This window comes from Muribacter muris (assembly GCF_001038205.1).
Classification (GTDB): Bacteria; Pseudomonadota; Gammaproteobacteria; order Enterobacterales; family Pasteurellaceae; genus Muribacter; species Muribacter muris.
On the sequence record NZ_JWIZ01000042.1, the window covers coordinates 1 to 24,742 of the forward strand.

At 44.3% G+C, this 24,742-nt stretch carries 25 protein-coding genes, 4 pseudogenes and 1 riboswitch; of the genes and pseudogenes, 22 read left to right on the plus strand and 7 right to left on the minus strand.

Annotated features, from left to right (window positions below; all coding sequences use genetic code 11):
* Positions 1-135: 135 nt before the first annotated feature.
* The 8 genes and pseudogenes from RO21_RS07170 to RO21_RS07200 all read left to right on the plus strand — a co-directional run bounded on the left by RO21_RS07170 (position 136) and on the right by RO21_RS07200 (position 4,670).
* Positions 136-744 carry an antA/AntB antirepressor family protein gene (locus tag RO21_RS07170; protein ID WP_053067738.1) on the plus strand — a complete coding sequence of 203 codons (609 nt, stop codon included), beginning with the start codon at positions 136-138 and terminating at the stop codon, positions 742-744.
* A gap of 174 nt (positions 745-918) precedes the next feature.
* A complete protein-coding gene (locus RO21_RS07175) occupies positions 919-1,455 on the plus strand; it encodes an ash family protein (protein ID WP_053067739.1) in 537 nt (178 codons plus the stop codon).
* Positions 1,448-1,669 carry a hypothetical protein gene (locus RO21_RS13450; protein ID WP_047977123.1) on the plus strand — a complete coding sequence of 74 codons (222 nt, stop codon included), beginning with the start codon at positions 1,448-1,450 and terminating at the stop codon, positions 1,667-1,669. The genes RO21_RS07175 and RO21_RS13450 overlap by 8 nt, the downstream gene beginning before the upstream one ends.
* A pseudogene (locus tag RO21_RS13455) lies at positions 1,591-1,761 on the plus strand (host cell division inhibitor Icd-like protein); the annotation flags it as partial. The gene RO21_RS13450 and the pseudogene RO21_RS13455, both read left to right, overlap by 79 nt.
* A gap of 240 nt (positions 1,762-2,001) precedes the next feature.
* Positions 2,002-2,229, plus strand: a complete 228-nt coding sequence (locus RO21_RS13460; protein WP_047977124.1) for a hypothetical protein — start codon at positions 2,002-2,004, stop codon at positions 2,227-2,229.
* Positions 2,222-2,425, plus strand: a complete 204-nt coding sequence (locus RO21_RS07190; protein WP_047977125.1) for a hypothetical protein — start codon at positions 2,222-2,224, stop codon at positions 2,423-2,425. The genes RO21_RS13460 and RO21_RS07190 overlap by 8 nt, the downstream gene beginning before the upstream one ends.
* A gap of 3 nt (positions 2,426-2,428) precedes the next feature.
* Positions 2,429-2,857 (plus strand): hypothetical protein, encoded by a 429-nt coding sequence (locus RO21_RS07195; protein ID WP_047977126.1) that lies wholly within the window; start codon positions 2,429-2,431, stop codon positions 2,855-2,857.
* A complete protein-coding gene (locus RO21_RS07200; RefSeq protein WP_047977127.1) occupies positions 2,841-4,670 on the plus strand; it encodes a DNA primase family protein in 1,830 nt (609 codons plus the stop codon). The genes RO21_RS07195 and RO21_RS07200 overlap by 17 nt, the downstream gene beginning before the upstream one ends.
* A 572-nt stretch (positions 4,671-5,242) precedes the next feature.
* Here RO21_RS07200 and RO21_RS07205 read toward each other — a convergent pair.
* On the minus strand, positions 5,243-5,482 hold the full coding sequence (locus RO21_RS07205) for a tyrosine-type recombinase/integrase (RefSeq protein ID WP_420911992.1): 240 nt from the start codon (positions 5,480-5,482) through the stop codon (positions 5,243-5,245).
* A 199-nt stretch (positions 5,483-5,681) separates the two neighbouring features.
* Positions 5,682-5,963 (minus strand): DNA-binding protein, encoded by a 282-nt coding sequence (locus tag RO21_RS07210; protein WP_053067741.1) that lies wholly within the window; start codon positions 5,961-5,963, stop codon positions 5,682-5,684.
* 172 nt (positions 5,964-6,135) lie between these two features.
* Here RO21_RS07210 and RO21_RS12510 point away from each other — a divergent pair.
* The 5 genes and pseudogenes from RO21_RS12510 to RO21_RS07220 form a co-directional block, all read left to right on the plus strand.
* Positions 6,136-6,324 (plus strand): annotated as a pseudogene (locus RO21_RS12510) (helix-turn-helix domain-containing protein); the annotation flags it as partial.
* 26 nt (positions 6,325-6,350) lie between these two features.
* Positions 6,351-6,698 (plus strand): DNA-binding protein, encoded by a 348-nt coding sequence (locus tag RO21_RS13465; protein ID WP_241482447.1) that lies wholly within the window; start codon positions 6,351-6,353, stop codon positions 6,696-6,698.
* Positions 6,698-7,591, plus strand: a pseudogene (locus tag RO21_RS07215) (transposase domain-containing protein). Before RO21_RS13465 ends, RO21_RS07215 begins: the two are co-directional and overlap by 1 nt.
* 873 nt (positions 7,592-8,464) lie before the next feature.
* Positions 8,465-8,587 (plus strand): annotated as a pseudogene (locus RO21_RS13755) (IS200/IS605 family transposase); the annotation flags it as partial.
* 141 nt (positions 8,588-8,728) lie between these two features.
* Positions 8,729-8,926 (plus strand): hypothetical protein, encoded by a 198-nt coding sequence (locus RO21_RS07220; RefSeq protein ID WP_047977128.1) that lies wholly within the window; start codon positions 8,729-8,731, stop codon positions 8,924-8,926.
* On the opposite strand, the gene RO21_RS07225 is transcribed toward RO21_RS07220, so the two are convergent.
* Both RO21_RS07225 and RO21_RS07230 read right to left on the minus strand, forming a co-directional pair.
* Positions 8,923-9,306 carry a hypothetical protein gene (locus tag RO21_RS07225; protein ID WP_047977129.1) on the minus strand — a complete coding sequence of 128 codons (384 nt, stop codon included), beginning with the start codon at positions 9,304-9,306 and terminating at the stop codon, positions 8,923-8,925. The two genes, RO21_RS07220 and RO21_RS07225, sit on opposite strands and share 4 nt — an antisense overlap.
* A gap of 317 nt (positions 9,307-9,623) precedes the next feature.
* Positions 9,624-11,150, minus strand: a complete 1,527-nt coding sequence (locus RO21_RS07230; protein ID WP_047977130.1) for a Na+/H+ antiporter NhaC family protein — start codon at positions 11,148-11,150, stop codon at positions 9,624-9,626.
* Between the two features lie 129 nt (positions 11,151-11,279).
* A riboswitch (Lysine riboswitch) is annotated at positions 11,280-11,449 on the minus strand.
* Positions 11,450-11,660: 211 nt separating this feature from the next.
* Between RO21_RS07230 and RO21_RS07235 the strand changes: the two genes are divergently transcribed.
* From RO21_RS07235 to RO21_RS07265, 7 genes are all read left to right on the plus strand, one after another.
* Positions 11,661-12,065 carry an H-NS family histone-like protein gene (locus tag RO21_RS07235; RefSeq protein ID WP_047977131.1) on the plus strand — a complete coding sequence of 135 codons (405 nt, stop codon included), beginning with the start codon at positions 11,661-11,663 and terminating at the stop codon, positions 12,063-12,065.
* A gap of 217 nt (positions 12,066-12,282) precedes the next feature.
* Positions 12,283-13,032: a formyltetrahydrofolate deformylase gene (locus RO21_RS07240; protein ID WP_047977132.1), complete on the plus strand. Its 750-nt coding sequence runs from the start codon at positions 12,283-12,285 to the stop codon at positions 13,030-13,032.
* Positions 13,033-13,039: 7 nt separating this feature from the next.
* Entirely contained in the window at positions 13,040-13,504 is a 465-nt protein-coding gene (gene rnhA, locus RO21_RS07245; protein ID WP_047977133.1) for a ribonuclease HI, read from the plus strand.
* A 213-nt stretch (positions 13,505-13,717) separates the two neighbouring features.
* The gene (locus RO21_RS07250) at positions 13,718-15,304 is read left to right on the plus strand and encodes an ABC transporter substrate-binding protein (protein WP_047977134.1); all 1,587 of its coding nucleotides are present in this window, start codon (positions 13,718-13,720) and stop codon (positions 15,302-15,304) included.
* A gap of 164 nt (positions 15,305-15,468) precedes the next feature.
* A complete protein-coding gene (locus tag RO21_RS07255; protein WP_047977135.1) occupies positions 15,469-16,422 on the plus strand; it encodes an ABC transporter permease in 954 nt (317 codons plus the stop codon).
* Entirely contained in the window at positions 16,422-18,377 is a 1,956-nt protein-coding gene (locus RO21_RS07260; protein WP_047977136.1) for a dipeptide/oligopeptide/nickel ABC transporter permease/ATP-binding protein, read from the plus strand. Before RO21_RS07255 ends, RO21_RS07260 begins: the two co-directional genes overlap by 1 nt.
* Before the next feature lie 3 nt (positions 18,378-18,380).
* Positions 18,381-19,187, plus strand: coding sequence for an ABC transporter ATP-binding protein (locus RO21_RS07265; RefSeq protein WP_047977137.1), 807 nt, complete (start codon positions 18,381-18,383; stop codon positions 19,185-19,187).
* A 239-nt stretch (positions 19,188-19,426) separates the two neighbouring features.
* On the opposite strand, the gene tkt is transcribed toward RO21_RS07265, so the two are convergent.
* The 3 genes from tkt to RO21_RS07280 all read right to left on the minus strand — a co-directional run bounded on the left by tkt (position 19,427) and on the right by RO21_RS07280 (position 22,270).
* On the minus strand, positions 19,427-21,424 hold the full coding sequence (gene tkt, locus RO21_RS07270) for a transketolase (protein WP_047977138.1): 1,998 nt from the start codon (positions 21,422-21,424) through the stop codon (positions 19,427-19,429).
* 119 nt (positions 21,425-21,543) lie between these two features.
* The gene (locus RO21_RS07275) at positions 21,544-21,846 is read right to left on the minus strand and encodes an RnfH family protein (RefSeq protein WP_047977139.1); all 303 of its coding nucleotides are present in this window, start codon (positions 21,844-21,846) and stop codon (positions 21,544-21,546) included.
* Entirely contained in the window at positions 21,836-22,270 is a 435-nt protein-coding gene (locus RO21_RS07280; RefSeq protein ID WP_047977140.1) for a type II toxin-antitoxin system RatA family toxin, read from the minus strand. Before RO21_RS07280 ends, RO21_RS07275 begins: the two co-directional genes overlap by 11 nt.
* Before the next feature lie 123 nt (positions 22,271-22,393).
* Between RO21_RS07280 and selD the strand changes: the two genes are divergently transcribed.
* Complete coding sequence (gene selD / locus RO21_RS07285) at positions 22,394-23,431, plus strand: selenide, water dikinase SelD (RefSeq protein ID WP_241482449.1); 1,038 nt, start codon at positions 22,394-22,396, stop codon at positions 23,429-23,431.
* Positions 23,432-23,451: 20 nt separating this feature from the next.
* Entirely contained in the window at positions 23,452-24,648 is a 1,197-nt protein-coding gene (ubiH, locus tag RO21_RS07290; protein WP_047977141.1) for a 2-octaprenyl-6-methoxyphenyl hydroxylase, read from the plus strand.
* Positions 24,649-24,742: the final 94 nt, after the last annotated feature.

Genomic DNA, 24,742 nt, shown 5'->3' on the forward strand with positions numbered 1-24,742 from the left:
CAGTTTGTTTTGCTTGTACTGACTTAAACGACTTCTTCTCATAGGGATTATTCTAACCTGAAATTAGATTTCCCTAGTTATCTAGTACAGCCCCAAAAGAAAATAACCCTTAGCCCGTTTAAAGACCTTGATTTATTGCTGCCTGTACACGAGAGCTACTACAAAGGCGAGACCCGACAATTCACCTTTGCCCGTGCCTTGTACGAATTTCTTGGCATTAAAACCCGCTTTAATGACTGGTTCAACCGTGCCGTAGCGGACGCCGATTTTATCGAGAACGCGGATTACTGGTTCATTTTCCCGAATAAATCCGGCAACGTTTGCTACTCAAATTTGAGTAACAAAAAACGAACAAATCACCGAGGCGGACATAACAAAGCAGACTACAAAATCACCCTCGATATGGCAAAAGAATTAGCAATGCTTGAACGTAACGAGCAGGGCAAATTAGCCAGAAGCTATTTTATCCAATGCGAGAAGGCGTTACAGACCGTTGCACCACAGCTTTCCTCTGAATTACTGCTGCAGTGGAAAGCGAGCCGAGAGCAGACAGGCAAAGGTTATCGCCCGTTATGTGCGGCTCTCGACCGTAACCGTAGCCGACAGGGCAAGCCTACGCCCAAATACCTCTACGGCAACGAAAGCAATATGCTGACCGGCATTGTGTTAGGAATGAGTGTGAAGCATTACAAAACCGTTCACGGCATTGAAGACGATGTCCGTTCACATTTAACCGCCGACTAACTCGCCGAACTGGAATACTTGGAACGGGCGGACGAAATGTTACTCGACAGCGATGTAAACGACTTTGAAACCCACCGATTAAAGCTGATTGCAATGCGGAATAACCGATTTGGCAAAGCGGCATAACCAACAAAAACCCCGCAACGAGCGGGGCAACCATTCAAGGAATTACAAATGAAAGAAACAAAAACACCTGTGGCGGATTTTACCACATATCAAAAAAATCGCCAAAAACACTTTACAAGCGGTCTGAAATCCGTTAATTTTCTCAACGCGTTAACAAAATCTAACGCCGAGCCTCGAAACTCGTCTAATTATTCAGCAATGGCGAACAATAGCACGCCAAGTTTAAACCGTGCTTTTTTTGTTCGTGGCATTTACACACCCAAAGAACGCCAAGATACTCCAAGAAGTACAGAGCGTCTCTCAATGGTGGTGCGTAATGGGAAAGGTTTGCCCTTTGCCGTCTTCATTGCTGGACGGTTTTCGAGCCCGTTACGCACTACCGCCCAAAGCCTCGAAACTTTAGCGGTAGTTCCTAAAAAACTATTAAAAGGACTATCAGCAATGCTTTATAAATTCCTCCTCTTAGGTGACAAACGCCTGACCGTTCGCATTCGTGCTAATTCAGAATACGAGGCACGCCAAATCCTCAACCTCTCCCCCAATGCCCTTTGCATTGCCCGTTTAAAAGGGGGCGTTTATGCGTAAATCCTTACAGCCTGTTCAAAATAACAGATTGCACCCGTTCGCCTTTTTCGGTTATCCTGCTCACGCTATGGCAAAATCCATAGCCGAGCCTCGAAACTCGACCGATAAATCACTGGCGAATAGCACGCCGACAGCGTGTTTTTTATTCGTAGCACACGCACACCCAAAGAACGCCGAGAAAGTCTTGAACTTCACGAGCGTCATTCTATGGTAGCGTGTAACGGGAAAGGTTTTGCCCTTTGCTGTGTTCCAGTGATCGCAGTTTTCGAGCCCGTTACACGTTACCGCCCACAAGCCTCGAAACTTCAAGCGGTAACTCTCAAAAACCTATTCACTGGAGTTACGCAAATGTTATTTACATTTCTGTACGTTGATCGCATACAGCCCGACCATACCGAAGTTAAAATCAAAGTATCCGCCCGAGCGAACACGAGGCACGCTGGCAACTGCCGGCAGACTACCGCCTTTTGCTCGACCACCCTATCGCCCAGATTGCAGAAAATCGCCTCAAACCGACCGCGTGTTTACAGGCTGCGGAGGCGAGCTATGCGTAATCAACCTCACCAAATCGACCTATTAAAAAGCCAAATTAAACGCCTTTGGCAGCCTGCGACCCTAATCAATGTATTACACACCCGCACCGATTTAGACAGCCTAGAAACGTGCGAAATACAAGACGCACTAAAAGGGATAGGTTCGCTACTTGAACACCAAATCAACGATATTGAGGAACGCCTCGCATTTATTCTGGGTGAGGAGGTAAACAATGGCTAAGCAAAAAACCTACATCTTAGACCAACAAGGTCAAGACTATCTGCGTAATGCACTAAACAGCCTATGGCAAGCTCAATCACTTATTGAGCTAATTGCAAAAGCGGCGGAAGCCGAGAATAACTACACGCTGATTTCAGCCTTAAACGGCGTGTTGGTATTGATGAATAACGGCTTAAATGACTTGGGGGAGGTATAAGTAATGGATAAACAAAACGACACTATCGACTGGAGCGATTTCACCGAAACGGAACAGCAAGCCATCGCTATTCACTTTGATAATGTGGCAAACGGCACGGATAACCCGACATTTCCCTATTCTGCTGCGGTTTTTACCGAATTAGCGGAAAATCTTGCCAGTATTGCACTGATTAAGCCCAATTCAGCCTTGAAAATGGTCGCAGAATTACAGGCACTGAATAATGTGCTACTAAAACAAATGCCTCTTCCACCCACTCGAGATGTAAACAAATTAGTGGCGATGCTTACCGATGAAGAAATTCAACAAAATATTCTAAGTTGCAATGTGGGATTTTTCCTTGTGAAGCAGTTTTCACACATTATCAATCACATTTTGTTTGCGTTGGATATGGCGGAAGCAACAGGGGGAAATAATGACACAAAGCACTAAACTCAAAAAAGCCCCTAATTTGAAGAAACAACCGCAGGGGGCAACGGAATGTAAAATCCTTGTCGGCTCGCAAGCGTGGGCATTTGCTAAAGCACCGCACACAGCACGGCCACAAGCGGAAATTGAGTTAAATCAAGTATTACCTGCGGGGGAATTGCCCCCGCCGATTGTGCTTGATGTAAACGAACTGGCGGATCTCACCGCTTACCAAATTGTGCCGGCAACGGTGCAATATGTGGAAATCCAACGTTGTAACAATGCCGAGCCGTTATCGCAAAATATCATCACCATTTTGTGCGATCAGCTTGCGAACCAAACGGATGCCGGCACGGTGATAATGTCCGATGAAGCGGGGCAGCTGCTCGAAAATTTAAGCGGTTATATTCGCCGCCTGCGGACAGAAACCGACACGCAACAGCGGGCAAAACTGGCAGCCGAAGCCGGTAAAACGCCGGAACAACGTAAGGCAGAACGGGCGAAACTGTTCGACACAATGGGCGATAATGAAAAATTAGTCGCTTTTATGGAATGGCACAAAAAGCCTATTTATTATCACGAGCAGTTACAGACCCTCTACCACTACACCGGCAAGAAATGGGAAGCGGTCGAAGATGTGGCAATGGGCCGCCTTATCCGCAATTTCTTCCTAGAATACGGCATCACCAAATACACAGCCAGCCGCATTGAAAAAATGTTGAGCTTGTTCAAGTATGAAGCCGAGCGAATGGAAAAGCGTGATCCGCATTTGCTTGCCTTTGCCAATGGCATTTTACACAAGCAAACGGGCGAATTTATGCCGCACGATAAAGCCTATTTTCTAACCTCGTTCATCAATATTGATTACTTCGCCAACCCAACCCCCACACCCCATTTCGACAAATGGCTGAATTGGGTCAGTGATGGCAAAGTAGAAAAGCGTGATCGCATTTTGGCGGCGTTGTATATGATTTTGACTAATCGTTATGAATGGCAATTATTCTTAGAAATCACTGGCGAAGGCGGCACGGGCAAAAGTATTTTCAACCATTTAGCCAAAATCTTGGCGGGCGGGGAAGAAAACACCGCCGCATTTAGCCTGAAAGATTTGGAAAGCCCGACAATGCGGTGCGGTTTAATTGACAAAACCCTGTGCTATTCACCCGACCAAGAGAGCTATATTAGTGATGGTGGCATTTTGCGGTCTATTACCGGCGGCGATGCCATTAGCTTTCGCCCACTGTATAAAGGGGCATTTAAAGACGTGGTTAAAGCCGTTTTCTTGATCACCGGCAACAGCCCGATTATATTCAAGGAACAAAAAGGCGGCACATCACGGCGGCGGGTCATATTCCAATTTAACAAGGTGGTAACGGAAAGCGAAAAAGACTATCACCTCAAAGACAAGCTGGAACAAGAAGCGGGCGGTATTGTGCGGCGATTACTGGATACGTTCCCCGACCCAATGACAGCGAAAGCCTTACTGGAAGCACAGAAAACCAGTGAAGAAGCGCTGGAAGTTAAGGAAGAAACGGATCATATCCTCCAATTTGCGAAGCATTTCGAAGCCCGAGAAATCATCAACGGCTTAACCTTAGGTAGTAGCCGAAGACCGCAAGCACATCGCACAGCATTGCATTCATCGTATTTGTACTATTGCGAACGAATGGGCATCATCAACCCACTGCAACGCAACCGATTTAAGCAAGCGTTTGAATATGCCCTGAAAGAGCGAAACAGCCCTCACCCGCTCCGTACGCGGCAGAAAGACGGTCTATGTATTACCAACATTTACTACGTCAATATGGAACACACCTTAAACGACTGGGATAACTAGCCAACCAAAGCCTAGCCTAACAGCCGGGCTTTCTTTTTGTATAAATAATCATCAATAGTAGGAAAAAGTGGGAAACTAACCCACTTCCTCAAAATATCACACTTCAAAAAAACTAATTATAATTCATATAGTTAAGTGCTAAAAATAGCCAAAGTGGGAAAAGTGTGATACTTTCTCAAAAAGTTTTTTTTCGTAGATTTTTTTATTTTTGGCAGCAGGCGAGAGTATAATTAGAGCATCAAAAGATCGCCTAAATAATTTCTTGCTTATCGTATCCTTTCGTAGATTTTAGTAACCAAAATAGTAACCAAAATAAAGGTATGTTAAAAGAGATATTTAAAAATCAATATGTTATATTCTAGATCTAGTCTCGCCCAGGCACCAACTATAAAAGCCTAGTTTTAACGACTAGGCTTTTTTTATTGTTGAAATCCCTTGTGCCACAAGGCTTTGCTGAATTTTACCTAGATAGATAACCATTGATTGTTTATCTAGTTAAATGGTTACAATTCAGTATTTTTGGGTTTTATTTTGTTTCATTTGGGATTTAATAACGCCAAAATAACGCCAATTTAACCAATCGATTTTGCTATGTCTGCCATATCGGGAGCGTAGTATGTGTTGAGTAAAATTTTGATGTCTCGGTGTCCGCTGATTTTTGCCAAGGTCATTACATCGACTTTTTTCGCAAGGCGGGAAAGGGCTTCTCGGCGGGAGTCGTGGAAGTGCAAATCTTCATTGCCTAAGCCGGCAAGATCTTTCATTTTGCGAAAAACCGTATCGTGGGTGGTAGACTTGATTTGAAAAACGATTGCTCAAAGCTATTAGGCTACCTTACAATCCTCAAATGGCTCCGATGTCTCTTTTTGCCGTTTGAATTTGCCATTTTCCTGCCAGGTCCTCAAGGAGCTCTTTATTTGCTAATGAGGCTTTTCGATAATCTTCAATCAATTTTCTTTCTAACCAGTTTAATTTAAAACTATTGTCTTCTTTGGTCTCAGGAATTTCCGCTTAAAGATAGTCAAACATTGCTTCCATCTGATTTACGACGGTCTTCATACTTGCTTCAAGTTCACTTGTACATACATCTATGTCCTTTAGTTTAGAGGAAGACTCTTTTAATATTCTAGGTTTGAAATCTAGTGCATTTCTTACACTTTCAGGCATATCGCCAACATAATACTCAAACACATTGCCTTTGACCCCTGCAACTCTTCTTCTTTGCCAGTTTTCTTTCTTAGCTCTTTGTGCAATACCTTGTGGTGTACCAGCTAATCCACCAACACCAACCAAATCTTTTACTAAGACCCCATTCTTTCATTTAAAACCCCTTAAAAGAAAGTATTTGACTTTTTTTAGAATTTAAATTAGGGCCTAAGAAAAAACAAGGGTAACACTAAGGATTTACACCTAAAGTTTAACCGAAAGTAAGTTTAAATTAAATGCAGGGAGAGATTTATGCAGAAAAAAAGATTGGAGCAGAAAACGCATTGTGTATGAGCTTCACGAACGAAATATCACATTACATTCGCTTTCTGTGAAATCTTGGTTAGCTCCTTCCACGTTAAAAAATGCATTACGAGTGAGTTATCCCAAAGGAGAAAGGATCATTGCCGATGCTCTTGGTATACCTCCTCAAGAAATTTGGGCATAACGCTATGCGGAGCGGGAGAACCACCTATGTGGGTAGAGCTTAAAGATATCTTAGGAGTAGGTGGATTACCCACAACAGTTCAGGGAGTAACTAAGAAAGCTAAACTAGAAAACTGGGAACGACGTAGGAAAGCAGGTGTACGAGGAAATGTGTTTGAATATCACCTCCACAGTCTCCCCCTGAAACCCAACAAGCGATCCGGTTACGTTCCGCATTGGAAATTGTCCCGATTGTTGAAATGCCCGAACAAAAACCGAATTTTGAGTTGGCTCGTAAGCTCAACGAGGCAAGCGATAAAGCGCGGGATAAAGCAAAAGTTAAAGTGGAAGTTTGCTTACAACTTAAACAGTGCCTTGACCAAGATTTTCCACTGATGACGGCGCTCAATAATGTGGCGAAAGCAAACAATATCTCGGCGGGATCGTTAAAAAATTGGTACTACAAGGTGAAAGATCACCCTGTCCACGACTGGCAAGCCATCCTGATTGGCGAATCAGGCAAGGGGAAAAAGCCAAGCCGCAAAGCCTTTATTGAACAAGAAGCGTGGGATTGTTTTTTAGCGGACTATCTCCGCCCTGAAAAGCCCGATTTGCGTGCCAGTTATCGCCGAACGGTAGAGATAGCGAAGCATTACGGTTGGAAAATTGCCAGTTTTCAAACCTTTCAACGCCGTATTGTGGAAGAAGTCCCTTACGAAGTGATCTTGTTGAAAAGAGAGGGAGCAAATGCGGTAGCAAAATTAGTGCCGTCTTTACAACGTACCGTGAGAGACTTGATGGCGGGTGAGTGGATCAACGGCGATGGTTATCAGCACAATGTCTTTGTGAAATGGCATACGGGCGAGATTGTCCGCCCGAAAACGTGGTTTTAGCAAGATGTGCGTACCCGAAAAATCTTGGGCTACCGTACCGCAATTTCGGAAAACACCGACAGTATCCGCCACGCTTTAATGGATGTGATTTATCAGTACGGTATTCCCCGCACGATCACTTTAGACAACACCCGTGCTGCGGCGAATAAAGCGATGACGGAGGGCATTGAAAACCGCTATCGGTTTAAACACAACGAATTAGATCCAAAAGGGATTATGCCGATTTTGGGGATTGAGGTGCATTTCACCAGTATTTTATACGGTGAGGGACACGGACAAGCGAAACCCGTTGAACGTGCCTTTGGGCGGGGCAGGATTGGCGAAAAGGTGGATAAACGCCCCGAATTGAGCGGCTTTTATACAGGTGAAAATGTGTTGGAAAAGCCTATTCATTAAGACACTATATTGCAATTATTTGTTATTTATACAGTTTAGGAAGTGCCTGATGTTTACACGCTACACCAAAGCTGATCTTATCCGCTTATTCTCCCTACAATTTGTCAGCCTGCAATCCGATTTCATGATAACAAAAGAATGCTACATAGTGTCGACTTGGGTGAATGCTATGTTTTTCACCTATCGATCCGTTTTTTAGTGGGTAAGCGCACCGACACAGTTGTGAGTTTTGTCCCTCAAGATCACTACCGGAAAACCGACTCCGTTTGTTATGCGTTTCTCTTCGATATGCAACAAGCCTGCTAAATTTAAACACCCTTTAAGTGAAGTTTAAAGAGCATTTAAATTTAGTAATGGTACGGAATATCTGATAAGAACGTGTAGTAGATTGGTTCGTGTAGCCAATATTGGTCTTTAGGTAAAAAGCCCACAACTGTGTCGGTCTGGTTATCAGCAATAAATCGGATAGATAGTAGATGGTAGTCTGACATTAGCCAAACGTGGACAGTGATTTGTTTGGGAGAAGTGTGACTGTAATTGAACAAAGGTGAGTGCAAATTGGCTAATCATTTAGCCTTTAGTATAGAGAGTAAACATTATGTGTTCCTTTTTTATGGTTATTTTATCAGGAAGTCTGATTTGTTGGATGATGTAGGTTGGTGGGCTACAAATCGAGTAATTAACGAAATATTCTACATAATTTTAAATTGTTGGGTTATGCAAAATAAATCGCCAAATTATGCAAAATGTTTTGCGATCTTACAATAGGCATTTTTGCTATATCCTTTTACTATAAGCGAATTCTGTATAATATTCATCTGTTAGTGAAAATTCCCTCTAAATTGTCAGTATCAGAAGTAATGGGGCAATCATTTTTGGGTACGGAGTTACTGCGTGGACACGGTAGGTGTAAATGCAGAAATGATAAGGCGATATATGAAATATCAAGAGAAGCATGAGCTGGAAGATAAACAGTTAAAGCTTTCAGCGATATAAAATTCGGATTCTCAGAATCAGAATTTAGAAACGCCCCTATGGGGCGTTAATTAAATCTACCTTCTATGAAGGTGGATTTTTACTTCTTAATTTTAGTGGTTTTCAACAGCTGGACGAAGTGTGTTAGTAAGAGGAACGATAATGGCAGTGATTGAATTAGTCATAATGGGACGGTTAATTCGCCAGCCGTTAATGGATTATGCCATTGGAAATCCGCTCTATATTGCGATATTACAAAATATGAGTAGTTGGATAGTGTGGTGGGTAATGGGCCTTGCGACTACATTAGTATATGATTTTTTATTCGCCAAATACATTGCCAATACAATGATCGACTAATTCCGACTTGAATTTTGGTGAATGTGAAATAAGATGATTTGGTTAATATTGTTTAAGCTTTTTTTATTTGCTAAACGGGTTATTTTTCGTTGGAAAAACGGCTCGGCAATAATAAAGTGATATTCATTACACATCAATTCAATATAGGCGTGGTAGGCATCATTTAAGTGTTGCGGTGAAAATAGTCCGGACATTAGTGAGGGAAATTCATATATGCCCTGCAAAATATCGGATTTTATTTTGTGTTTGGGGATATCCGATTTATGCAAAAGATAGTCGGCTTTATACCTCAATAATGAACGTTTAAAGCATTCCATTTGCCGATTTCCTTCAGGCAGGTTGTTGACTAATGCAATATAGGCATCAATTAAAGAGATCATATCTATTCCGTATTGTATTTGGTAGTTTAAATATGTCGGTAAGTAGTATAGTAAAGGAGGTTGATGTAGTACTCTTAAAACTTATCAAGTCGGTATATAATATAATAGCGCAAAATTTCAATATTATGGAAAAAATATAAATAGTTATTTGGGAAGCATTATAAGGATTATACGCAGGTGTCCATTAAAATTTACATTGTATTAAAATGCTATAAGGGGACGGACACCAGCGTTCGTATTCTATTGCAAAGAACGAAGTTCAATTAGCATAACAGAAAATAATTATGCAAAATATGGATTAAAATCAACCGCTTGTATTAGGCGGTTTTCTTCGTTTTAAACAAAAAGAGCAACACACACAATATCACGCCGGTAACGCCAAAAGCAAGTAGGGCGGATTGGCTGAAGCCTAGCACTAAATAGCCGATCAGCGAGGCTAGAGCAACGGTCATTGCGTAAGGTAGCTGGGAAGTAACGTGATCCATATGGTTACATTGTGCGCCGGTTGAGGACAAAATTGTGGTATCCGAAATCGGTGAGCAGTGGTCGCCACAGACCGCTCCCGCCATTACCGCAGATAAACACGGCAGTAGAAGGCTTGGTTCTGCGTTGGCTGCCATTGCGGCGGCAATCGGTAACATAATGCCGAATGTGCCCCAACTTGTGCCGGTGGAGAATGCCATCACTGTGCCGAGTACGAATAAAATCGCAGGTAGGAATGCAGTATTGATATTGCCTGCAACGAGCGTTGAGAGATATTTGCCGGTTTGCATATCGCCTACGATACCGTTGATTGTCCAAGCAAAACATAAGATGAGGATTGCACCGGACATTGCTTTTGTGCCGATGAGGTAAGATTTGAAATAGTCTGCGATGCTAATTTGACGACTGGTTGCGATAAGTAACGTGGCAACTGCAATGGCACTGAATCCGCCAACCACTAACGAGATACCGACAGTGGTGTTTTCAAACGCACCGAGAATATCAAAGGCTTTGCCCTCTACTGCCAGCGCTTGATAACCGGTGTACATCATCATAGCCACGGTAGCAACAATCAGGGTAATGATCGGCAAAATCAGACTACTTACACGACCTTGTGAGAGTGTGTTTTCCGCATTGCTATGTGCATTAAGGGCTTGTTGTTCAAAGCGGGTCATTGAACCGAGATTGATCGAGAAGTAAGCCACGGCGAAGACGGTTACCATTGAAAAAATGGCGTAGAAGTTCATCGCACTCATTGTCATAAAAGCACCTAATGGGGAATAACCGGTGATGCCGTAAGTCGTGAGTAAACTGGCGACTAAGGTGATGATATAAGCTCCCCAGCTTGAGATTGGCATTAAAACGCACATTGGAGCGGCAGTCGAATCTAAAATGTAGGCAAGTTTAGCCCGTGAAACCTTGAATTTATCCGTAACCGGACGCGCAATCGCACCAACCGCAAGGCTGTGGAAATAGTCATCAATAAAGGTAAAAAAGACCAAGCCGGCAGCCATCAGTTTTGCACCACGTTTGCCTTTAATATGTTGCTGCGCCCAGTTGGCAAAGGCTTGATTACTGCCGGAAATACTTAATAGTGCAGTTAAAATCCCTAATAAAATCAAAAATAAGACGATATTAACATTGTTGGCATTCAGCCCTTCTTCTGTATAAACTAAGGAAACAACGCTGTTTTTTAGATGCGCAACGGCATCGACAAAATGCCCGTTAGCTAACATCAATGCACCGACAATAATGCCGATACTGAGCGAAATAATCACTTTACGGGTGAGAATTGCCAAAATCAGTGCTAATAATGCCGGTACAACCGACCATAAGGATTGAGAATAATCGACCAAATTCATAAAACCTCTAAGATTGTTTTGTTAAATGATTGCCAAATACAAAGAAAGAGATCTACTGAGTAAATTTACACTATTGAGTATAAAAATAATATTAAGGAAGGGAAATTAAAATAATGATGAAAAACCCAGCCTAACAGTAGCACTCCATAGTTTTCACTATGACAGTGTCGTCCCTTTCGGTAACGACCCCAACCAATTAAGATGACGCTTAATTGATTTCGGCAAATCCGCCTTTCTTCTTTCTTCACCGTTTTCCACTCGAAAAGAATACTTATCGGATTTGCACCTCTACAATTTGTAGGACACTGTTAGATTACCACTAAATCAGTGTCATTTCCAACAGGAAAAATGAAAAATTATTTAAACTAATGCCGAATTATTATTCAGCTGTTATTGAGTTTGTTTAAAAAATACTATTATTTTGTTTACCTAAAAAATAAATTAAGCTAATATAAGGTAGATTTCATAATTAAGACAATAAAACAAGTTTTATTTATATAGGAGATAAAAATGTCTGAATTATTAAGAACACTTTCTAATATTCGTAGTTTACGTGTTGTTGCCCGTGAAACCACGTTGGAACAAATGGAAGCTATTTTAGAAAAAGTTACTTTTGTAGTGGAAGAAAAACGTGAAGCAGAAAAAGTGCGCGAGCTTGAAAATGCAAAACGTCTTCAAGGTTTAAAAAAATATCAGGAAATGCTTGAAGCCGATGGAATTTCTGCCGAGGAGCTTGCTTTATTATTAGCAGGCACAACGGAGAAAGTGAGAACTTCACGCCCGCCACGTCCTGCGAAATATAAATTTACCGATGATAAAGGCAATGAAAGAACCTGGACGGGGCAAGGTCGCCCCCCGCGTGAAATTCAACGTGCATTAGATGCCGGTAAGTCATTAAGTGATTTTGAAATTTAATTGACACTGTTTTTCTAAATAATCATAAAAAGAGAACCCCAATCGGTTCTCTTTTTATCATTTTATCGAATAAAAATGTGATTATTTAAATAAGCTGAAATAACAAGCGGTGAGATAACACCGATTTTTTGTAAAACTAATGTGTTATTTGTAATAAGAATAGAATGGTTTATTCACTCTTGTGCTAAATAATTGATCGTATTTAATGGGGTAAATAATGATTGAACATAAAATTTTATTAACGGAATGTCCGGATGCGACCGGGCTAGTCGCTAAAATCACCAATATTTGTTACAAACATCAACTGAATATTGTGAAAAATAGTGAGTTTGTGGATGCCGAAACCGGACGTTTTTTTATGCGGACGGAATTACAGGGGATTTTTAACGATCAAACCTTGTTGGCGGATTTGGATTTGACGCTGCCACAAGCGGCAAATTATCGGTTAGTACCCAAAAAACGGAAACGGATTGTCATTTTAGTTACCAAGGAAGCGCACTGTTTAGCGGAGCGTTTTGATGTGCCGTTCCATTTAGTGAGCCACGAAGGCTTAACCCGTGTGGAACACGACCAGCAATTAGCCGAGAAAATCGATCAATATACGCCGGATTATATTGTTTTGGCGAAATATATGCGGGTATTAAATCCGGAATTTGTCGCGCGTTACCCTAACCGTGTAGTCAATATTCATCATTCCTTTTTACCGGCATTTATCGGTGCAAGACCTTATCAGCAAGCCTATGAACGAGGTGTGAAAATTATCGGCGCAACGGCACATTTTATCAATAATGAACTGGATCAAGGGCCGATTATTATGCAAAATGTCATCAATATTGATCATACCTATACTGCCGATGCAATGATGCGTGCCGGGCGTGATGTCGAGAAAACGGTGCTAAGCCGTGCATTAGAGTTGGTATTAGCTGATCGCGTGTTCGTTCATCAAAATAAAACGATTGTGATGTAACTCACCAATGAAACAGGTTGAAATTTTTACGGACGGCTCTTGCTTGGGAAATCCCGGTAAAGGCGGCATCGGGATTTTGTTGCGTTATAAAGGGCAAGAGAAAACCGTCAGCAAGGGTTATTTCCAAACCACAAATAACCGAATGGAGCTTCGGGCAGTGATCGAGGCACTTAATCTGCTGAAAGAACCCTGCCAAGTGTTGCTTTATAGTGACAGCCAATATATGCAAAACGGTATTCAAAAATGGATTTTTAATTGGTGGAAGAATCACTGGAAGACTAGCCAGAATAAGCCGGTTAAAAATCAGGATTTATGGATAGCATTGGATCAGGCAATTCACCGTCATCAACTGCATTGGAAATGGGTAAAAGGGCATTCCGGACACCGTGAAAATGAGATTTGCGATCAGTTGGCGAAGGCGGGTGCAAATCATCCGACTCTTGAAGATGTCGGCTATCAGCCGGTGGAATAGCGGCAATTTCGTGAACTAGATCACAAATGTCAAGATTGGTTTTGACAAAATGTTGACATAGCTTTTGTTACTGTTATGATGTTTTTAATTCATTTTTAACTTTATTTTTGATTGAATTACTCCAAATAATGTTAAAAGCGTTTAACGATTATTCAGATTCAGTTGTACTGAAGTTAATCCCCTCTTAGACACAACACCTTAAAGGAGTCTTTTATGGCTAAACATTTTGAACATAACGAATCTCGCCGTGGCTTTATGAAATTGGTTGCCGGCGTAGGAGCAGGCATTGCGTTTAGCGGCACATTGGGTTCGCTCTCCTCAAATGCGTATGCCGCACCGGCAGCAGGCTCAACGATTGAAGCCGGTATTGCTTACCCTATCTCCACCGGTTTTGACCCGCTGACTTCAAGCGGTGCATCATCATTAGCCGCTAACTTACATATCTTTGAAGGGTTGGTTGATTTACATCCGGCAACACGTCAGCCGTATTTAGCCCTTGCGGCGAAAGAGCCGGAACAAGTCGATGATACCACTTGGCGTGTTATCTTGCGTGACGGTGCAGTATTCCATAATGGTAATCCGGTTACTGTCGAAGATGTAGTTTACTCGTTTGAACGTGTACTTGATCCGGCAAAAGCCTCTTTATTTGCTCAATTTATTCCGTTTATTGAGACGGTAAAAGCGGTCGATAATAAAGTGGTGGAATTTAAACTGAAATACCCGTTTGCGTTGTTTAAAGAGCGTTTGACCATTGTTAAAATTGTCCCGAAAGCCTTGGTTGAAGCAGGACAATCAGCATTTGATGCTAATCCGGTCGGTACAGGTCCTTATAAATTTGTGTCTGCCGTCAAAGACGATCGTATCGTATTTGAAGCCAACTCGGCTTACAACGGTATCTATCCGGCACAAGTGGAAAAAATGACGTGGTTCTTACTCTCTGACGATGCCGCCCGTGTAACCGCTCAAGAGTCCGGTCGTGTACAAGCGATCGAAAGTGTGCCGTATTTAGATGCGGATCGTTTAAAACGTAAAGGCACGGTTGAAGCGGTGCAATCTTTCGGCTTACTGTTCTTAATGTTTAACTGTAAAAAAGCGCCGTTTGATAACCCGAAAGTACGTCAAGCCTTACATCACGGCATTGATACGCAGAAATTGATTGATGTGGCATTCTTCGGTAATGCACAAAAAGCGACATCCTATGTGCAAGCGACTCACCCTGATTATGTGAAAGCCGACACTCAATATGAATACAGCAAAGAGAAAGCGGCGGCATTACTCAAAGAAGCGGGTGTTGAAAAACTAGAATTTGAATTGCTTTCAACCGATCACTCTTGGGTGAAAGAGTGTGCACCGTTAATTCTTGAATCTTGGAATGCCATTCCGGGCGTAAAAGTGAGCTTGAAACATCTGCAATCCGGCGCACTATACGGCGGGCACGTGGATAAAGGCTTATATGAAGTGGTGGTTGCGCCGGGTGATCCGTCTGTTTTCGGTAACGACCTTGATCTATTACTTAGCTGGTGGTTCCGTGGTGATGTTTGGCCGAAAAAACGTTTTGGCTGGTCAGACACACCAGAGTATGCGGAGGTCCAAACATATTTAGACGAAGCGGTTAAAGCAAAAACAGCCGAAGAAGCGAGAGGTTTCTGGACAAAAGCAATCAATGTTATTGCGAAAGAAGTGCCGCTCTACCCAATCGTGCATCGTAAATTACCAACGGCGTGGAACGATAAGCAATTATCCGGCTTCCAACCGTTACCGACAACTGGTCTTTCTTTTGTCGGTGTTGGTCGCAAATAATTATTAAGTTGTATCCGCCTACGGCGAGTAGGCGGCATTAAGAGGCCTTACCTAAGGAATACCCTTTTACAAGCGGTCTTTATTTGTGAATTTTTTACAAAAACCGACCGCTTGCTTACCCTCTCATAGCTATCTATCCACTCACCGTTTAATCGGAGAATAAAATGGAAATTGTACTTCGTTTGTTATTACGTCGCCTAATGGCTTTGCCGATTATGATGCTTGGCGTAACAGCATTAGTTTTTATTGTCTTGCAATTCACGCCGGGCGACCCTGCCACTGTGGCATTAGGGGAGAGTGCTAGTGAAGCTGCAAAAGAGCTATACCGTGAACAGCACGGACTGAATGACCCAATTATTGTCCAATATTTTCGCTTTATTGTGAATTTATTGCAGTTTGACTTCGGAATGACTACACCACCGGAGCAGCCGATTATTGATATGATCGGCAAGTCGTTTCCGCTCACGTTACAACTAACGTTTATCGGTGTGTTTCTAGCGGCGATTATCTCTTTCAGCCTTGGCGTGTTAGCTGCTTTGCACCGAGATCGTTTGATTGACCAAATTATCCGCTTTATTTCGGTTGCCGCAGTCGCGACACCGTCATTTTGGTTAGGGATTTTATTGATCCAATGGTTCTCCCTTGAATTAGATTGGTTACCGTCAGGCGGATTTGTCCCCTTTAGCGAAAGTGTCGGCGGATATATTGCGTCAATGGCACTGCCGTCTTTAGCATTAGCCATTCCGGTTTGTGCCTCGCTTATCCGTGTGGTACGTACTTCAATGGTGGAAGAGATGGATAAAGATTATGTCCGTACGGCGATCGGTAACGGCGTACCCTATGCTACGGTGATCCGCCACAATGTTTTACGCAATGCGCTAATCACGCCGGTAACCGTACTGGGTTTGCGTGTCGGTTATTTGCTTGGCGGCGCAGTGGTTATCGAACAGATTTTCGATTTGCCGGGAATGGGTAAATTGATTTTTAACGGTATTGTTAATCACGATTTGCATTTAGTTCAGGGCGTTGTCTTGACGATTGCGTTTACTTTCGTGGTAGTGAATATTATTGTGGATATTCTTTACCTGCTGATTAACCCAAAAATTCGGAGTCTATAATGTTTCGCCAAGGATTAGCTCAACGACTTGCGTCGGGCGGTGCAAGATTTAGAGCGTTACCAACCAGTTCAAAAATCGCCCTCGGCTTTATTGTTTTCGTTGCACTTATTGCGGTGTTTGCCCCTTGGGTCGCCACTTATGATCCGCTTCAAACGATCAGACCGGTACAATCACCAAGTGCAGATTATCTGTTTGGGACGGATCGCCTCGGGCGTGATGTTTTCTCCCGTATTATTTACGGAGCGAGAACCTCACTATTTATCGGTTTAGGGGCGGTAGGCTGTGCGATTATTTTCGGGAGTATTCTCGGTGCAACAGCGGCAACCGCACAAAAATTAGGCAATGAAGTGATTATGCGCTTGATGGATATTCTGATGGCGTTTCCGGGGATTGCACTTGCTGCCGTCTTGATTGCCACATTCGGTAATTCTTCGCCGGTCATCATCATTACAATTGCGATTGTTTATACCCCGCAGTTAGCCCGTGTGGTGCGTGCAAATGTGGTGGCACAGTGGGAAGAAGATTATGTGCGTGCCGAGCGGGTCATCGGCGGTAGCCGCACCTATATTTTGCTTAAACACGTGGTACGCAATACTGCCGCACCGGTTTTGGTTTTTGCGACCGTAATGGTTGCCGATGCGATTGTACTGGAAGCCTCTCTATCATTTTTAGGGGCAGGTGTGCAGCCGCCATACCCATCTTGGGGGAATATTTTAGCGGAAGGGCGTAATCTTGTCTTAAGCGGTTTCTGGTGGGCAACAACCTTTGCCGGAATGATGATTTTATTGACCGTACTGGCACTGAATATTCTCGCGGAAGGTTTAACCGATGCATTGGTGAACCCAAAACTCAAACGCAGTCCGACCACGAAAAAAGAAGATGTATCTAAACCGCTTTCGACCGATGTGCAAGAAGCAATGGCAGAGAGCCTTGCCCTTAAACGTTACTTATTGAAATTAAACGAGAAAGAGAAAAGTCGTACCGATCGTATGCAGTTAGATCCGAATGCAAAACCGATCTTACAAGTTAAAAATCTCTCTATCCGTTTCCCGAACCGCTATGGCGATATTCCATTGGTGGATAATATCAGCTTCACCGTTAATGAAGGGGAAACAATGGGCTTGGTGGGTGAGTCCGGTTGCGGTAAATCTATCTCTGCCTTCTCAATTATGGGACTATTGCCAAGTACGGCGAGAATTAGCGGAGAAATTCTATTTACGGATCGCAGCGGTAAACAGCATAATTTATTGACTTCGCCGGATCTCAATAGCCTGCGTGGACACGAAATTTCAATGATCTACCAAGACGCACTCAGTGCCTTAAATCCATCAATGCGGATCAAAGACCAAATGGCACAGTTGATCAGCCGTGGCGGTAAACAAAGCGCAGAAACCTTGTTACAGTGGGTGAAACTCGATCCGGAAAAAACACTCAACCGTTATCCGCACGAATTATCCGGCGGGCAACGTCAGCGTGTGCTGATTGCAATGGCGTTAGCCAGAGAGCCGAAATTACTGATTGCGGACGAGCCGACAACCGCCCTCGATGTTACGGTACAAGCGGAAGTGATTAAACTGTTGAATGAACTGCGGGAAAAATTAGGGTTTGCGATGGTGTTTGTGAGCCACGATTTAGCTTTGGTTGCTCAAATTGCGCACCATATTACCGTAATGTACGCTGGGCAGGTGGTAGAGGCTGCGCCAACGACACCGTTGTTGGAAAACCCAACCCACGAATATACTCGTGGCTTATTAGGGTCGGTACTTTCTACGGAATGTCGGGCGGAACGTTTATACCAAATTCCAGGCAGTGTACCGTCTCCGTTTGATTTTGCAAAAGGCGACCGTTTTGCCAGCCGCTCGCTCAGACCGGATGCAAATCCGAATCAACGTTTAAAACTTGTGCCGACAGGCGATCATCCTAAACACCTTTGGGCTTCTCATTTGGAGGGATAAATAATGAGTATGAAACCATTAAAAGCACAACCGATCATTGAATTAGATAACATCGTCGTGCAATTTCCTTCCCGGGACGGTTCACTATTTAACCCGAAAAAATTCACGGCGGTTGGCGGTGTGAGTTTGACAATCAACGCCGGTGAAACGGTCGGGATTGTCGGACAATCAGGCTGCGGAAAATCTACCCTTGCCAGTGTGATTATCGGGTTACAAAAACCGACACAAGGCTCGGTCAAGTTTAACGGCTTACAAATGAAGTATGGTAGTACGGAAGCGCGTAAACAGTTTGGGCGACAAGTATCGGTCATTTTCCAAGATCCGGCAACGGCGCTTAACCCGAGAATGCGGGTGTTGGATATTCTCAAAGATCCGATGGATATTCATAATATTCTACAACCGCACGAGCGGGAAAAACGGGTATATGATTTACTCTCACGGGTAGGCTTACCTCGTTCAGCAGCACTGGTTGAACCAACCCGCTTATCCGGCGGGCAAAAACAGCGGGTAGCAATTGCTCGCGCCTTAGCGCTTAATCCGAAATTGATTGTCGCTGACGAACCAACTTCCGCACTCGATGTTTCCGTGCGGGCACAGGTATTGAATTTGTTAGCGGATCTGAAAAAGGAACTGAATTTGGCGATGGTATTCATCTCCCACGATTTGCAAACGGTGCGTCAAGTATCCGATCGCATAGTGGTAATGAACGGTGGCTTGATTGTCGAACAAGGCAAAGCCAATGACGTTTTTGATCATCCGGAGAAAGAGTATACCCGTATCTTACTTGATGCAGCACCGTCGTTGCTTTAGTCAGAGAGTAGGCGTTTAATAGATGTCTGATTTATAGAGAAAATGTAGCCTGAAAAGTGAGTTTGGATTATTTATATGATCTTTATCAACTTTTACAAAAAATCAAGGTTTTTTTTTGAAGGGGTTTCTTTAATTTATAATAAATTACCTTTTATAGACTAGTATAAATGCTAGTTTAATACAGCATAAAATAAAACCCACCATAAAAGGTGGGTTTTGTGAATAAAATTCGGTATTTGTTACAGAATTTCTTTCGCTTTTGCGACAACATTTTCGGCGGTGAAACCGAACAGTTTGAATAGCTCGCCTGCCGGGGCGGATTCACCGAAGCTGTTCATTCCGATGATGCGACCTTCAAAGCCGACATATTTATACCAGAAATCGGCAATACCCGCTTCAATGGCAATACGTTTAGTTACGTTGCTCGGTAATACGCTTTCACGGTAAGCACTATCTTGCGCATCAAAGACATTGGTACTCGGCATTGAAACCACGCGTACTTTGCGACCTTCCGCACTCAACACCTCTGCCGCTTTAACGGCTAATTCCACTTCCGAACCGGTTGCGATTAGAATCAGTTCCGGTGTGCCTTCACACTCTTTCAGCACATAACCACCACGGGCAATATTAGCTAATTGAGCGGCATCACGAGGCTGTTGCGCTAAGTTTTGGCGAGTGAAAATCAAGGCGCTTGGGCCGTTTTGTTTTTCCACCGCGGCTTTCCAAGCCACTGCCGATTCCACTTGGTCGCACGGACGCCAGGTATCTAAGTTTGGAATTAAGCGTAATGCGGCGGTTTGTTCAATCGGTTGGTGAGTCGGACCGTCTTCACCTAAGCCGATAGAGTCGTGGGTGTACACAAATAAGACACGCTGTTTCATTAACGCAGCCATACGCACGGCGTTGTGGGCATATTCCATAAACATTAGGAATGTTGCACCGTAAGGAATGAATCCGCCGTGCAGGGCAATGCCGTTCATAATCGCCGACATACCGAACTCACGCACGCCGTAGTTGAGGTAGTTTCCGTCTTGATTGTGATCGGCTCGGATGGGCTTAGAGCCTGACCACAGGGTTAAGTTGGAGCTGGCTAAATCCGCCGAGCCGCCTAAAAATTCCGGCAGTAAATGGGCATAGGCTTCAATCGCATTTTGTGAGGCTTTGCGGCTGGCAATGGTTGCCGGGTTAGCTTGCAGTTTTTCGATAAAGGCTTGTGATTCCGCCGCCCAGTTTTCCGGCAGATTACCTTCAACACGGCGTTTAAATTCGGCGGAAAGTTCCGGGTAAGCGGTCTGATAAGCGGCAAATTTTGCATTCCACGCTTTTTCGGCGATTTCGCCTTTTGCTTTACCGTCCCACGCCGCATAAATCTCTGCCGGAATTTCAAAAGCAGGGTGTGCCCAGTTGAGATTTTGGCGGGTGAGTGCAATTTCGTCATTGCCTAGCGGCGCACCGTGGCTGTCGTGAGAGTTGGCTTTATTGGGTGAACCGTAACCGATAATGGTTTTACAGATAATTAAAGTCGGGCGATCTTTTTCTTCTTGCGCATATTCAATCGCTGCTTTGATTTGCTCGGCATCGTGCCCGTCCACATTGCGGATAACGTGCCAGCCGTAAGATTCAAAACGCATTGCGGTATCGTCCGAGAACCAGCCTTCAACGTGTCCGTCGATTGAGATGTTGTTATCATCGTAAAATGCAATCAATTTGCCTAAGCCTAATGTGCCCGCTAATGAGCAGGCTTCGTGGGAGATCCCTTCCATTAAACAGCCGTCGCCAAGGAAAGCGTAGGTGTAGTGATCGACAATTTGATGACTTTCACGGTTAAACTGTGCGGCTAAGGTTTTTTCCGCAATCGCCATACCGACAGCGTTCGTAATACCTTGACCGAGCGGACCTGTGGTGGTTTCAACCCCCGGTGTATAGCCGTATTCAGGGTGTCCCGGTGTTTTAGAGTGAAGTTGGCGGAACTGCTTGAGATCCTCAATGGAAAGATCGTAACCGCTTAAATGCAATAAGCTATAAATGAGCATTGAACCGTGCCCGTTTGATAAGACAAAGCGATCACGATTTGCCCACGCCGGATTGCTTGGGTTGTGAGAGAGAAAATCACGCCATAACACTTCGGCAATATCTGCCATACCCATTGGCGCACCGGGGTGGCCAGAATTGGCTTTTTGAACAGCGTCCATACTTAAAAAGCGAATTGCATTTGCCAGTTCTTTACGTTCTGCCATTATGTACTCCTAGAAATAAAATAAAAAGTTCTTTGATTTTACACTATTTTGTGAAAGGAAAGCGAAAAAGATGGTCAGCAAAATGTGATCTACTTCACATTTTATTGACCATTATTCCATCAGACTTTTTCGGTTTTTTGTTGTGCTGCCCGTTGGCGGCGAATTTCTTTCGGATCGGCAATCAGCGGGCGGTAAATCTCAATCCTATCTCCGTGTTCGACCAAATCCGTTAATTTTACTGGGCGGCTGAAAATGCCGACTTTATTCTCACGCAGGTCGATTTCTGTATATTTTTGCAACACGCCTGATTGCAAAATGGCATTTTGGATCGAAATCGGCGTATCCAGCGATAGCGTTTTGGTGAAATATTTGTCAGGATAGGCGTACACAACCTCAATAACGATTTTCGATTCAGACACCATAGACCTCCTTCGCCCGTTGCTTGAATGCATTCACCATTTTCAGCGTTAATTCATTAAAAATTTTGCCGAACACAAGGGCGATCATCGGGTTGGCGAACTCAAAATCCAACGTCAGCCGAATGTAGCAGCTTTGCTCGTCAAAGGGCTGAAATATCCAAGTGCCGTGTAAATGACGAAACGGGCCTTGCAACAGGGTCATTGTGATTTTCTCATTTTCAATCATCGTATTATGCGTGCTGAACGTTTGGCGAATGCCAAGTTTTTCAATAATCAGTTCGGCATTTAAGGTATTTTCGCCCAAAGAGAGCGTTTTCGCCCCGACACAGCCGGATAAAAACTGCGGATATTGCTCGTAGTCATTCACTAAACGATACATTTGCGCCGCACTATACGGCACAAGGGCGGATTGATTGATCGTTGGCATTCTACTCTTTATCTAAAATATCTAAAGAAGGCTAGTGTAGCACATTACAAGCGGTCGGTTACTGTCAATTTTGTGCAAAACGGCGTAAAATTCCGCCCAAATTGAATTTTAGGAATGATGACGATGGAGAATGTTCGCTTAACTCAATATAGCCACGGTGCCGGTTGTGGCTGCAAAATTTCCCCGAAAATCTTAACCCAAATTTTACAGACCGAACAGGCAAAATGGCTTGACCCGAATTTGTTGGTCGGCAATGAAACCCACGATGATGCGGCAGTGTATGACATTGGCAACGGCATCGGCATTGTTAGCACGACCGATTTTTTTATGCCGATTGTTGATGATCCCTTTGATTTCGGGCGTATCGCCGCCACTAATGCGATCAGCGACATTTTCGCAATGGGCGGCAAACCGATGATGGCGATTGCGATTTTGGGCTTTCCGATCAATAAACTGCCAGCGGAAGTGGCACAAAAAATTGTGGAGGGCGGACGTTTTGCCTGCCAACAAGCAGGCATAGCCCTTGCCGGCGGGCATTCTATTGATTCCCCCGAACCGATTTTTGGTTTAGCCGTTACCGGTGTTGTCTCTACCGAAAAAATCAAAAAAAATGCCGCTGCCACCGCCGGCAGCCAACTGTTTTTGACCAAACCGTTGGGAATTGGTGTTCTGACCACCGCTGAAAAACAGGGCAAATTAAAGCCCGAGCATCACCATCTTGCCCGTGATGTAATGTGCCAAATGAACCGCATAGGTGCGGATTTTGCCGAGATTGAAGGCATTACCGCAATGACCGATGTAACGGGCTTCGGGCTGTTGGGGCATTTGAGCGAAATTTGTCAAGGCTCGCAGTTACGGGCGGTGGTGAATGTTGCGGGCATTCAAATGCTGGACGGGGTCAAACACTATATTGCCCAAGGGGCAGTGCCGGGCGGCACGCAACGCAATTTCGACAGCTATGGTCATCTCGTTTCACCGCTGACGGATGAGCAAAAAGCGATTTTGTGTGATCCGCAAACGTCCGGCGGCTTATTGATTGCCATTGAGCCGCAAGCGGTCGAAGCCGTCAAAAAAGTGGCAAATGCTGCCGGGGTGTTGCTCTATCCCGTGGGAGAATTAGCAGCCTATGATCCGACAAAACCATTGATTGAAGTCAATTAACTCAGCGGCGAGGACGAAAAATGCAACAGCAGTTTGATGCCGTGATTGTCGGCGGTGCAGTAACCGGTTCGGTGCTTGCGTTAGCATTGAGCAGTGCAAGCGGGCATAAAATGCGGGTGGCGATCATTGAAAAACAGTTGCCCGATTATCAGCAGCAGGGCGGCTTTGATGCCCGCTCGATTGCCTTGGCGTACGGTTCATTGCAAAAAATGGCAAAGATCCGACCGCTTGGTAGCGATAATTTGGCAGCACTGGCGGCAAAACTTGCCACGCCGATTAAGCAAATACAGGTCTCCGATCAACATCATTTCGGCAAAACTACCCTACGAGCCGATGAGTTAAAACTGGATAACTTTGGCGTGGTCGTGGAGCTGGCGACACTGGGGGAAACCTTAGCGAAAGCGATCGCCCAACATCACAATATCCGCCTGTTCTGTCCCGATACGGTGCAATCGCTCACACGCACGGCGGAAAAATGCACGCTCAAACTGGCTTCGGGGGAACTGCTCGACACGCCGCTGCTGATTGCGGCAGACGGCATTCAATCTCGCATTGCCCAAATGTGCGGGGTGGAAACGGTGTGTATGAAAGATTATCGGCAATCGGCGGTGATTGCCAATGTTGAACTTGCCGAACCTCATCACAATCAGGCTTTTGAGCGTTTTACTGCCCAAGGGCCGTTTGCCCTGTTGCCGTTGGCGGAGCGGACAATGTCGTTGGTGTGGTGCGTACAACAGCCTGATGAAATAATGGCGTATGCCGATGCGCAATTTTTGCGCGCACTGCAACAGCAGTTCGGCTGGCGGCTCGGTAAGTTTTTACGGGTAAGCAAGCGGTTTGTTTACCCGCTTTCTTCGCAAAAAGCGACCAGCCATATTCATCACCGCCTGGCGATTGTCGGCAACGCTGCCCAACTACTGCACCCGGTGGCAGGGCAAGGGTTTAATTTGGGAATGCGGGATCTGTTTAGCTTGGCGGAATTGGTTACGCAGGCTTTTCAAACTGGGCAGGATCTCGGCGGTATCAGCCTATTATCCGAATTTGAGCGGCGGCGACAAGCGGATCAAACCCGCATTATGCGTAGCACCAGTGCCTTAATTAGCCTCTTTTGCCATGACACATTGCCGGTACAGATTTTGCGGAATTTAGGGCTATTGACCCTATCCCATTGTCGTGGGGCAAGAGAGCAAGTCGCCCACCAAGCACTCGGTTGGTAGGTTTTTAAAACTGGCAAGCGGTCAGTTTGGTTGAAAATTTTGCACTACTATGTGGTAGCGACACTAAGCAAAATCATTGCTCATAGGCAAGGAC